At 44.0% G+C, this 11,567-nt stretch carries 17 protein-coding genes; all 17 read left to right on the forward strand.

Annotated elements, in window-relative coordinates:
- The first annotated feature begins 137 nt into the window (after positions 1-137).
- The 17 genes from FC96_RS07125 to FC96_RS07205 all read left to right on the forward strand — a co-directional run bounded on the left by FC96_RS07125 (position 138) and on the right by FC96_RS07205 (position 11,550).
- Positions 138-323 (forward strand): hypothetical protein, encoded by a 186-nt coding sequence (locus FC96_RS07125; RefSeq protein WP_056942507.1) that lies wholly within the window; start codon positions 138-140, stop codon positions 321-323.
- A gap of 133 nt (positions 324-456) precedes the next feature.
- Positions 457-1,260, forward strand: coding sequence for a terminase small subunit (locus tag FC96_RS07130; protein ID WP_054660767.1), 804 nt, complete (start codon positions 457-459; stop codon positions 1,258-1,260).
- Positions 1,241-2,578: a PBSX family phage terminase large subunit gene (locus tag FC96_RS07135; protein ID WP_056942574.1), complete on the forward strand. Its 1,338-nt coding sequence runs from the start codon at positions 1,241-1,243 to the stop codon at positions 2,576-2,578. Before FC96_RS07130 ends, FC96_RS07135 begins: the two co-directional genes overlap by 20 nt.
- A gap of 14 nt (positions 2,579-2,592) precedes the next feature.
- On the forward strand, positions 2,593-4,272 hold the full coding sequence (locus tag FC96_RS07140; protein WP_056942508.1) for a phage portal protein: 1,680 nt from the start codon (positions 2,593-2,595) through the stop codon (positions 4,270-4,272).
- Positions 4,190-5,131, forward strand: a complete 942-nt coding sequence (locus tag FC96_RS07145) for a structural protein (protein WP_056942509.1) — start codon at positions 4,190-4,192, stop codon at positions 5,129-5,131. Before FC96_RS07140 ends, FC96_RS07145 begins: the two co-directional genes overlap by 83 nt.
- A 111-nt stretch (positions 5,132-5,242) precedes the next feature.
- Complete coding sequence (locus FC96_RS07150) at positions 5,243-5,908, forward strand: capsid assembly scaffolding protein Gp46 family protein (protein WP_056942510.1); 666 nt, start codon at positions 5,243-5,245, stop codon at positions 5,906-5,908.
- Positions 5,909-5,926: 18 nt separating this feature from the next.
- Entirely contained in the window at positions 5,927-6,319 is a 393-nt protein-coding gene (locus FC96_RS07155; RefSeq protein ID WP_054660777.1) for a hypothetical protein, read from the forward strand.
- Between the two features lie 17 nt (positions 6,320-6,336).
- On the forward strand, positions 6,337-7,398 hold the full coding sequence (locus FC96_RS07160) for a major capsid protein (RefSeq protein WP_054660779.1): 1,062 nt from the start codon (positions 6,337-6,339) through the stop codon (positions 7,396-7,398).
- A 91-nt stretch (positions 7,399-7,489) separates the two neighbouring features.
- Positions 7,490-7,702, forward strand: a complete 213-nt coding sequence (locus FC96_RS07165; protein WP_054660781.1) for a hypothetical protein — start codon at positions 7,490-7,492, stop codon at positions 7,700-7,702.
- A gap of 16 nt (positions 7,703-7,718) precedes the next feature.
- A complete protein-coding gene (locus tag FC96_RS07170) occupies positions 7,719-7,997 on the forward strand; it encodes a hypothetical protein (RefSeq protein WP_056942511.1) in 279 nt (92 codons plus the stop codon).
- Between the two features lie 12 nt (positions 7,998-8,009).
- Positions 8,010-8,342 carry a hypothetical protein gene (locus FC96_RS07175; protein ID WP_056942512.1) on the forward strand — a complete coding sequence of 111 codons (333 nt, stop codon included), beginning with the start codon at positions 8,010-8,012 and terminating at the stop codon, positions 8,340-8,342.
- Positions 8,343-8,353: 11 nt separating this feature from the next.
- Positions 8,354-8,572 (forward strand): LysM peptidoglycan-binding domain-containing protein, encoded by a 219-nt coding sequence (locus FC96_RS07180; protein WP_054660787.1) that lies wholly within the window; start codon positions 8,354-8,356, stop codon positions 8,570-8,572.
- 1 nt (position 8,573) lies between these two features.
- Entirely contained in the window at positions 8,574-9,026 is a 453-nt protein-coding gene (locus tag FC96_RS07185) for a hypothetical protein (RefSeq protein ID WP_054660789.1), read from the forward strand.
- The gene (locus FC96_RS07190; RefSeq protein ID WP_054660791.1) at positions 9,023-9,430 is read left to right on the forward strand and encodes a hypothetical protein; all 408 of its coding nucleotides are present in this window, start codon (positions 9,023-9,025) and stop codon (positions 9,428-9,430) included. The genes FC96_RS07185 and FC96_RS07190 overlap by 4 nt, the downstream gene beginning before the upstream one ends.
- Entirely contained in the window at positions 9,414-9,914 is a 501-nt protein-coding gene (locus tag FC96_RS07195) for a phage neck terminator protein (RefSeq protein WP_054660793.1), read from the forward strand. Before FC96_RS07190 ends, FC96_RS07195 begins: the two co-directional genes overlap by 17 nt.
- Positions 9,915-9,916: 2 nt before the next feature.
- On the forward strand, positions 9,917-10,999 hold the full coding sequence (locus tag FC96_RS07200; protein WP_054660795.1) for a hypothetical protein: 1,083 nt from the start codon (positions 9,917-9,919) through the stop codon (positions 10,997-10,999).
- A 113-nt stretch (positions 11,000-11,112) separates the two neighbouring features.
- A complete protein-coding gene (locus FC96_RS07205; protein ID WP_056942513.1) occupies positions 11,113-11,550 on the forward strand; it encodes a hypothetical protein in 438 nt (145 codons plus the stop codon).
- Positions 11,551-11,567 lie beyond the last annotated feature (17 nt).

Consider the following 11,567-nt stretch of genomic DNA (forward strand, 5'->3'; position numbering starts at 1 on the left):
TTTGCTAGTGAGTGAATTGCTTGATAGACACTTGAGTAAGGTTAAGAGATTAAAAATTATATCAATATCCCGATACAGAGTCTACATAAATAATTTTTTAAGAAAATACATACTTTTTAATAGTTGAGGTAATCATAATGACAAGAAGGAATTATTGCAATTCTATGTATCGTACATACAGTGGCTACAATAGTGTTACCGATTTAAAAATTGAACGAGATTTGGAACAATGGTTTAAAGAGAAGCGGTGTGCTGAAAAGCATGCTGCTTTTAAATTTGGTGAGGTTGTGAAAGTGAGGAAACAAGATGAACAAAGACAATAAAGTTAATGAATTGATTGATGGCAGATTTATTGATCATAATAAAAAACTCCTATGATGTAATTATAGCGAACAACTTGTGCGTAATGACATCATAGGAGCCAACTACATTAAATTGGAGGTGTGGTGATATGTTGTGACAAAGAGAGCAGAAGAAGCTAAAGCGGATTACTTAGCTGGTTTATCGTATAAAGAAATCGCTAAGCGTTACAATGTGTCGCAAAGTACCGTCCGAAACTGGAAGTCGCGTGGTCATTGGGATGAAGGCCAATCGGCAAAAGAAAGTGCGACAGAAAATGCGACAGCGTCTCAAAAATCTGCGACAAAACGCGACATTGTCGCAATGCAAGAGACGTTGGATGCGACAGGTCTAACCGAAAAGCAAAAGTTGTTCTGTGCGTACTATTTGCAGCGGTTCAACGCGACTTGGGCTTACCAAAAGGCATATGGGAGTAACTATAACACGGCTATGGTTGAAGGCAATAAACTCCTTAGAAACCCTAAGATAATTGAGGCTATCAAGGACTTAAAGGCCAAACAACAGCAGTCAATTTTGATGGACGCTAACGATGTTCTATTGCAGTACATTAAGCAGGCCACTGCCTCACTTGGCGACGTTATCAACTACGACAGCTACGATACAGCCCTTCAGGACGAAGACGGAAACCCGTTGTTCGATGAGGATAACAATCTGATTCGTAAGCACAGCGCTGACATCTATTTGAAGCCGAGTGATCAGGTCGACTGGTCGCTGATTGAGGATATTCATGTTGGCCGTGACGGCTTGGTAGTCAAGTTGTATGACAAGCAAAAAGCCATGAAAGAGTTGCTTGACCGCTTGCCTGAACCAGTTGACACTAATCAAGATGATGACGCATTCCTAAAGGCAATCTATGAAGCTAAGCGAGGGACGGACGATGATGAAAACACCACAGTTTAATTACGCTCCGTTCTCACCGAAGCAACTAGAGGTGTTGTCATGGTGGTTGGATCCAAGACTGTTTCAGGCTAAGGTTTTCGAAAATGCATGGCTGACGCACCCGCAATGGCGTAACCGTGAAGAGTACGAAGCGATTATCTGTGATGGTTCAATTCGTGCCGGCAAGACCATGACTATGAGCATGAGCTACATTGAGTGGTCTATGACAAATTACGACGGTCAACAGTTCGGAATTGCAGGCAAGACAATTGGGTCGTTACGACGCAACGTGATTCGACCATTAAAAACAATGCTTGAAGGTCGAGGTTTCAAAGTAATTGACCGGCGTGCCGATAACATGCTTGAAATTAAGCGCGGTAGCAAGACTAACTTTTACTTCCTGTTTGGTGGCAAGGACGAAAGCTCGCAAGATCTAGTCCAAGGGATTACTTTAGCCGGCTTTTTCTTTGATGAAGTTGCCTTGATGCCAGAATCATTTGTTAATCAAGCAACTGGTCGTGTGTCTGTGGACGGCGGTAAGCTGTGGTTCAACTGTAACCCAGCTGGCCCTTATCACTGGTTTAAGTTGGAGTGGCTGGATCAGCTTGAAAAACACAAGGCGCTGCACATTCATTTCATGATGGACGATAACCCAGCGTTGGCTGAGTCGGTTAAAGACCGGTTTAAGCGAAGCTATTCTGGCGTGTTCTACATGCGCTACATCGAAGGCCTATGGGTTCTTAGCGATGGTATTATTTATGATAATTTTGACGAGCAAAAGATGGTCGTTGACGCGCCAGACTACAGCAATATTACTCAATACTACGTGTCGTGTGACTACGGCGCCCAAAACCCGACAGTATTCCTGCTGTGGGGTTTTTCTGATGGCGTTTGGTATCTGCTCCGTGAGTACTACTACGATGCCCGTCATGATGTGAGTGGCGTTCAAAAGACCGACCAGCAGTATGCTGATGATCTGGGGAACTTTTTAGGCCCCATCATTGCACCAATTATCGTCGACCCGGCGGCTCAGAACTTTATCATTGAGTTGGAATCGCGGGGGTACCAGGTCTATCAAGCATACAATAACGTACTGGACGGTATCCGACTGACCCAATCACTGATGAGTAATGGTCAGATTAAGTTCACGCGCAACCTGCCGAACCTGTTTAAGGAGTTCGCCAGTTACGTGTGGGATGATAAAGCAGCTCAACGTGGCGAGGATAAGCCAACCAAAGATCACGATCATACGATGGACGCCATGCGCTATTTCTGCGCGACTATTCTACAACCGGAAACCGATAATGGTAATGGTATTCAACTAATTGATCATTATTAGGAGGTGAGTTTTAAATGCCAACAAGAGAACCACAAAATATGCAAGATTACGTGCTGAGTGGGCGCCCGATACTGCATCACGCAAACAGCAATGATGGGTCCTCTGGGTTATCTGAAAACATTGCCATCACTGATGACGATGTTTTTCTTTACAACAAAGATATTGGAGACGTCGGTATCGCAGGCCACTTAGATGATGTTAAGCAGATTATTAATTATCATGAGAATTATCTGGTGCCTAAATACAAGCTTAAACATGACTACTATATTGGTCGACACCACAAAATTACTAGCCTCCCAGAAAAGCCTCTAAATAAGCCGGACAATCGATTGACGTTTAACCTACCCAAGAAGCTCGTTAGCACGTTTAACGGCTATTTTAGCGGCGAACCGGTTGTTATTAAGCACCAATCAGATAACAGCCAGACTGATGATGACGCTTTGAACGGCAAGATTCAAGCTTGGCTGAATGCCAATGATTACGGGGATGTATTTAGCGAATGGTCTAAGCAAGCTGATATTTACGGTCGCTCATATCTTTATTTGTATGAAGTAGGTATCCTATCACGAGAATCAGATGAAGTTCAGACGCAGCTCAAGATGGCGGTTTGCTCACCTAGAGACACTATCGTTGTATATGACGATTCGATAGAACACAATCCTGTATTTGCAATTCGGTACTCGACTGGTGCTGCGCGTCAGTATGGTGAACTAATCACTAAAGACGCTGTTTATCAATTCGACACGATGGCTAGTGGTGATGCGCAAGGGAGCTTAATAGTGACTAACGCTGATCGCAATGATCCTGACCGCGTTGTGAAAAGCGACATGTTAAATTTCCCAGCATTGCCGGTCATTGAGCTAGCAGAAGACTCAGATCGTGCCGGGTTATTTGACGATTCTATTAACCTCATTGACGCGATTGATAATGTGATGTCATCCAAAGGTAATGACAATGACACCTTTAATGAATCCTACCTAGTGATTACAGGGGACGAGTTGGACGATAAACAGATTGAAATGCTGCAAGGAAGCCACGTTATTAATATTTATCCTAAACAGAAAACGGCCATCAATACTAATGACGGTAAGGTAACCCCATCTGCAGCGTTTCTGTCACCTGATCCACATGATGAAGCAAAGGAGAACTTCTTAAACCGTGCCATCGATATGGTTTACCAGACGTCACAAGTGGTTAATTTGAATGATGCTAATTTTGGTATGTCAGCTCAATCTATTAGTGGCGTCGCCTTATTGCAACGGTATCAGCCCATGCAGGCCAGAGCACGTGTGAAGTCGCATAAGATGGATAAAGCACTACGACAGATGTTTGCTATTCTCTTTAAACAATGGAGCGAAAACGCTAACCCGAATGACCTAACATTCGACCATAAGCAGAGTATTCCACACAACATGCTAGAAGAGGCACAAACGGTAAAAACTCTGGATGGTCAAGTCAGTGATGTTACTAAGCTTGGGTACCTATCACGTATTGATGATCCAGCAGCAGAGGTTGAACGGCTCAAAGAAGAAAACAAAGAGGTAATTGATGAAGCTAAAGTAAATGTTGACCAGTACGTGACTGACCAGCAAAAGAAGGCGGGTGTAGGCGATGGTGGCGCTCACGATTCAGCAGGAACGACAACGGATTCAACAACTAATAAATCTGGACAACCAGACCGACCAGCAAAGTAACCAATATTACCGTGAATGTCTGATGTACATTCGTGACCATCTATCACAGTTCTATGCACGCTATGCTGATGAGAACGGTTTAACTGTTTCACAGGTAAGTAGTCAAGCTAGTCGCTGGGACTTACAGCAATGGCAAAATGCAGTTAAGCAAACTGATATGAGCGACTGGCCGAGTGAGGCATTCAGTCGTGTTAAGGCCTACAATGCACAGACTCATATTGATAAAAAGCATATTTTAGCAGCTTTGATGGGGTTAGCCGTCATCAGAATGACGGTAAAAAACCAACGAAATATTGAGCGACGCATTGAATTAGATGCTAACACTGAATTAAAACGTATGGAGAATGCTTTTAAACTGTCAACGACGCAACAAAAGCGGGCCTCCAGTGTCCTGACACAGCCCAGTACACGCGCTATTTGGTCGCAAAATTTGTGGATTGATAGCGACAACTTGGCTAATGATATTGAGTCCTTAGTTAATAAACATATTAAGCACGGTATGTCCCTTCAGGATATGGAAAACATGCTGGCCGACCATGCTAATACAGCCCAATTTAAGACTTCTCAGTCCATTGCTGATCGGGTTAAGCAAATGGAGTTCAATGCCCGGCGAATTGTCCGTACGGAATCGGCAAGACTTATTGATCATGTCAATATGACCACCTACCGTTTAGCAGGTGTGCAATATGTAGATTGGGTGAATGAACCCGGCGCGTGTCAAAGATGCCAAGGTCTCGCTGATGGCAGTCCATACGCCATTAACGATGCGCCGGATATTCCAGATGACAGTCATCCTAATTGTCGATGTCACAAGACACCAGCGAGTGATTCAAATTTTGTAAACTTCAGTATTTATTAAAGCCTGAACAGGCTTTTTTATTTTGTCCTTTTCCATGTGTTGCGGACAATAAAGAACAACCTGAGGAATACAGTCTCCCATGACCTTAAATGCGCGAAAGGAGTTTTAAGTATGAAACGATTTAGTAAGTTAGTGCCAATGCAATTACAGTTTTTTGCTGAAGACAACCCAAATGGTGGCAGTCCAAGCGGCCCGGCACTTGATAACCCCAATGATGCTAATGACGACAAGCCATTAAATGCAGATGATAACTCGGATTATGGAAACAATGAGAAAGATGAGAATGACGCTAAGAATGCCAACATCATCGAAAAATTGCAGGGTCGCATCGGCAAGGAGCAAAGCAAAAAGAATGAGCTACAACAGCAACTAGAACAAGCTCAGGCAGAACTAACAAAGCTTAAATCTGGCGATAAGCCGGCTAAGGAGCCTAAAAAGACGCCTGAAGAGCTTAAAGTTGAAAAGCTTGAAAAGCAACTGGCACGTCGTGACATTATCGACTCAACGCTTGAGGTTTTCAAAGAGAGCCATATTGATATGCCCAAAGAGATTGTCTCAATGTTTGTAAATGATGACCGCGATAAGACGGTTGAGAATGCAAGCACGTTGTTAGGTTTCATCACGGACATCAAAAAGGAAACAGAAGCTAAAGTCCGCGCTGAATACGCTGGTGGACGGGTTCCGTCTGCTACGAAGCATCAAGATTCTAGCGCTAACTTTGGTGCTGATGTCGCTAAATCGGGCGGTTCCAGAACGCCGTTGCAGAGTACTTATTAAAAATAGGAGGCCTAAATTATGGCAAAACAGATTTTTGGCAGTAACGACATCTTAATTGATGACTATAACGCTACTGCGATTGCAAATATGCTCGATGATCCAACGGCCGTCGCAGATGCGGACGGTCAAAAATATATTATGGGTGGCACGTTGTTAACAGCAGATAAGAACTTCCTAACTAGTAACGACGGGTCAGTTGTTTTAAATCCAACGACCGACGCTACCAAGGCGCAAGGAATCTTGCGTCAAGACTACAACATTGCTGGTGGAGCAACGCCTGTTTCAGTCATTGTAGCTGGCACCATCAACCTGGCACGTATGGACGATGCAACTCGAAAGCTATACACCGACGAAGTTATTACAGCACTTAAAACGGCGTTGCCAAAGGTAACTATTGTAAATCGAGATTAATCATAGGAGGAGTATAAATGTTAACTATTGGTGATATTGAAAATCCGGCCTCCATCATTGCATGGTGGAACCAACGCAGTAACGAACGTAAACCGTATTTCTATCAAAGCGCCTTCGATCTGACGTATAGTTCGACTGAGACGACTAAACTCTATTTTGGTGAAGAATCGAAGTTACGTATGATGACGGCTACTACGGAAGACGTTGGCTCAGTTAAGCTAGGGAATCGTGGCTTTGAAAGTGAAGCATACAACACTATTCCGTTCAAGAACTACAAAGCGATGGACGAAAAGCGCCGCCGAGATATTAATCGTGCACTGGCTAACAACGCTGATCCAAGCGAAGTGAAAGCCATCGCAAATACGCAATACAACGATTTGAACGACTTGCTCACATTCGCTTACGGGACGCGTGAAATCCTTGCTATGCAAGCTCTCACAACAGGAAAGATTGTAGTGAGTGGTGCTGACGATAAAGGGAGCAACAACCTTATTTATACTCGCGACTTTCACATGCCAGCTGAACACAAGGACATTCAAGTAGGCACTGAATGGGGTACTAAAGATTCTAAGCCATTGGATGATATTCAAGATCAAATGGATAAGATTAATGACGACAACGGCACAACGATTGGCGTAGTGATCATGAATGGCCGAACTTTCCGTAAGTTAGCCAAGTCCGGTGAAATTGTTTCTACGCTGACTGATGGCCGAACTAGCGACGGGGTTGCCTTAGCTCAGTCAGCGGTTCTGAGCTTAGTACAAGAAACGCTTGGCGTTCGCGTGATTATTTATAACAAAGGAATTGGCACTGACCGATTTGTTCCCGACGATATGGTTGTCTTGGCGCCAGAAGGTTCATTAGGTCGCATGGTGTGGACTGATACCAACGAAGATATGGGTTTGACTGGTGATTCAACCGTCCAGCTTTCGCGTACTAGTGATGGAATTACCATTTACACGGATCGGATTCACGATCCTGTTTCAACACTGGTTCATACTTCACAAAACATCTTACCAGCTTTTGATAAGGTTCGTAATGTGATGATTATGAACGTTGGTAAAGCGAGTAAAGGCTAAGGCTGACACCCCCAAAAATGTTATAGCTACCCCGACAACAGATGGCGTAAAGGTTACGGCAAAGGCTAAAAAGTAGAAAGGATGAGTATTGATGGCATTGAAGCTCAATCTATATAAGAAAGATGACTTGACCAAACCAGTAGCCACTGGAGATGATGCAACTGGTGCAGTCCTTACGGGTATGGCAGCGGGGACTAAGGTTGTGGCTGGTGATTATAAAGCCACCCACGTGGACGATAGTGGAAAACTTGATGAATCCGAACCAGTCGACGTTCCCGAATTTACGGTTCCAGCAGGTTCTTAATTACGGAGGTAATATAATGGCAGATTTGAAACTAAATGTTTACAAAAAAGACGATTTAACTAAGCCTATTGCAACAGGTAGCGATTTAGAAGGAACCGCTATCACCGGATTGTCTTCCGGAGATGTTGTGGCAGACGGCGATTACAAAGCTTCTCACGTCGATCCAGACGGAAAACTAGATGAATCTGACAAAGTGGATGTGCCTGGGTTTACGGTTATTAAGTCTAAAGCTGTTGCTCCCACTAAGTTGACGGTTACCCCAACTGCCGACGGAGCCGTGATTAAACCTTCTTAAGGAGGGCTAATGATGGATTTAAAGGCTATTGTAGAACGCATACAGGGAAACCGAGATTTTCGGAAACTTGATGAGGTAACTATTACCCAGTATGCGGAAGAAGCCAGTGAAATTATTAAGCAATATGAGGTCCCGCTAGTAGCGCTAAATCGTGCTGTATATCTCTACGCTTGCTACATGTTATTTTCAGATTTCCCTAATAGTGCAAACAAATATAAAACCGTCAAAGTTGAAGACGCTACTTACACCCGTTTTGGAGACTCGCCCAATAATAATTATTGGACGAGTTTTTTAACACTCTTGGACGAGTATGGCCTACGGGACTGGCGAGTGGCGTTTAAATAGGAGGTATGAAAATGTCCAAGCAAACATTACTAAAACAAACTGGGACAGCGTTTCTGAACGAAGTAGAAGTTCCAGTTGCGGCCTACAAAGTGGCCGATGGTGATAGCCTGTATGGTTTATGGATTAAGTTTCGGTCACAAACAACTGTCGGTGCCATTATGACAGTTAATAAGCTAACGACCAGCGAATTACAACCGGGTAAGTCACTTAAGATTCCGTTGGTACTCTAAGATGAGTGAAGCGGAAGAGCGGGTGTTGAAACGGTTGGCGTTACAATCCAGGCGACTTAAAGCATTAAATCGGCAACAGGTAGTCGTTGGTGCGCTTAAAAGCGTTCCTGAACATACTCCGGAAGAGTTGGCAGATATCGTACGGTATAACGAATTTGGGACCGCTAAGATTCCGGCACGTTCTTTTCTGCGTGGTACAGTTTACAAAAACCGCAACCATGGCTGGCGCTTTATTAGTCGTGAAGCAGTAAAAGGTGTTCTGGTAGGCAAGTTTACGGCCAATGCTGCCTATAAGTTTGTTGGGGACCGTATGGTAGACGATGTGCACAAACAAATTGACACCATCGGGCCAGCTAATGCACCTAGTACAATTGCCAAAAAGGGGCGCGATGAACCCTTAATTGATACTGGTGGTTTGTACCGTTCAATTGATAAGAAGGTGATTCCTCGGTGAGTGTGATTGAAGATTTGTACGAAGCAATAAGCGACTTTAGTACACCCATTACTGTTCATCCTAAATTGAATGCATTAGACAATGATAAAACTGACCCGATGCACGAAACTATTTCAATTTCGATGACGGATTTAAAGACCGACCTTACTGCAGAAGAGTTAGAAGACCCGGTGCTACCTCGGCATTCCAGCGTATCAGAGAGCATTGCTCAAGGATTAGGCGCCGCGGGCAGTACACTGCCACGGCAGTTGGCTTGGTATTCCGAACATGAGTATCGCGCAGGAACCTACGTTGAATATAACGGACATGTTTATCAAATTGACCAAATAGCCGACTACGATTTAGTAGCCGGTATTTTTGTGTACTACTTGAAGGGTGATGATACGCTTGCGCCCATGGGATAAGCATCCAACAGAATTTGCAACGATTATCGGTCCTCTACTAGATGTTGTCGAGCAAATCACCGATTTAAAAGTTGTGCCAAATGAAAGGATTGCAACTATCAAGCAACCACCGTTTGTCTCCTATTATCCGTTGGTCATTGATGATCCAGTATTTGGTGACGCCACGTTTAATGACGGTTTGTTTGAGGCGACAATCTCACTAGACGCTTTCGCGACAACCATTAACGCTGCAATGCAAACAGCCGGTGATTTACGGGTGTATCTATTTGATTTGTACACCCGACAACTGTTGAAACGTGATGCAAACTTAGTGGTCCGTGAAGCTACCGCGCCACAAACGCGTTCTATTACCGGGTTACCTTTTTCGGTGGTGCATCACACCGGATTCGACCTAACGATTCAGTATTACAGAAACTTCAAGAGTCCAATTGACACGATTGCCAGCGTTTCGGACTTAACAATCAATCCCAATAAGGAGGATTAATAATGGCAAACACTTTATTTAGTACTTTGAGCCGGATTTCTCCAGCCCATATCTCGAATCAATACACCACCGCAGCAAAAGATGTTCCTACTGGGGCGCTTGTGAAAGGTGAGAAACAAGGAATTAAGGTCTATGACGATCTAGATTCTTTAACTGAGGATTATGAATCATACACACCAGCATGGAAGAAAGCTCGCGCTTACTTTAAAGCTAATGGTGAGGCAGCCTCCCTGGCCGTAGTAACTTTTGCTGAAACAGATAGCAAAAAGGCGCCAGCCCCTGCCAATGTGAAGGCAACACCAGCAAATGACGGGGCGAAAGTAACTGCTGATGTGGTTACAGCGATGGCTGATAGCGATTTGTCAGCAGACGCAATCGCGGCCGTGACGGCTTTAAAGAAATATTACTTTGCTGGACCGCAGTTCTGGTTCTTAGTTGATTTTGACTCAGAGGTGGCCAATGCGATCTCAAACTTTGTCGAGAAGCAAAACACTGGGATTTTCTTAGCCTATTCAACTGATGCTACGCAACTGCAAGCCTTTACGGCGAATAAGAAGACCTATCCGATGACACTGCCAGCAGTTGATGATACCAATGCTGAGATTCAAGACACCTACAATAACGTATTTGACGCCGCGTTTGCCGGTGCTATGTACGGCCGCCGTCCACACTCAGCGGTTAAGTATGCCATTGGTGATTTGCCATATACCCAGCCGCAAGATCGCTACGATTTTACCCCTGATGATATGGCGGAATTAGAAAAGTACAACATTGCTACTTATGCCTATGTATTAGATGCGCCACGATTAACTAGTTCACGCATGGCTGCAGAAGGTTTTCACTTAGATACCATCTTGGGTTGGGATTGGATTCAAAACGAAGTCCATGCTCGGCTAGCAAACTTGTTCGTACAAAGCGCCGACCAAGGGATCCCCTACGACGAGGTTGGTTTCGATTCAATCATTGGCGTCATTAAAGGTGTCTTTATCGATGCGGGAGATTTGGATATTATTGCGCCTATTCGTGATACAAATGGGAATGAGACATTACTCAGTAAACTATCTCAAACCTGGTCAACTGCCTAAGTCATACGAGACAAAACGTGAAATGCGTGGGATCAGCACTAAGTATCATCCAATGGGAATGGCGGAAGATGCCTACATTGAAAATACTATCGTGATGTAAAGGAGGAAACACAATGGCTCAAAATTTAGCAACTGCAAATCTTGAAGACGACGAACCTTTGTATGACGCTGCGAAAGTTGTAGTACGAATTGATGATAAGTTGGTCACTTACTATAACGGGCAAGATATGGTTTCGGTGACCTGGACAACTGATAATGTGACCATGGATGTTGATGCTCAAGGCAATGGATCTTCTGTTATGAATCATGATGATCGCGGGACCATCACATTCCATTTGAATCGTGCCTCTCAAGCCTGGCAAGACATGCTTGACTATGGGGTATCGACCGGGTATCACAAAATCGATATTTCAACGCCATACGAACATATCTATACCAGTAAGGCATTACTTACCAAAAAACCGGATATTAATGTTACTGGCGGTTCGCAAACGGTTGAACCTGGCTTTTCATGTACACGAATTACTTTGGAAAAAAATACTACGGACTAATTAATTGGAGGACTTTA

The sequence above is a fragment of the Secundilactobacillus kimchicus JCM 15530 genome, from assembly GCF_001433995.1.
Lineage (GTDB): Bacteria > Bacillota > Bacilli > Lactobacillales > Lactobacillaceae > Secundilactobacillus > Secundilactobacillus kimchicus.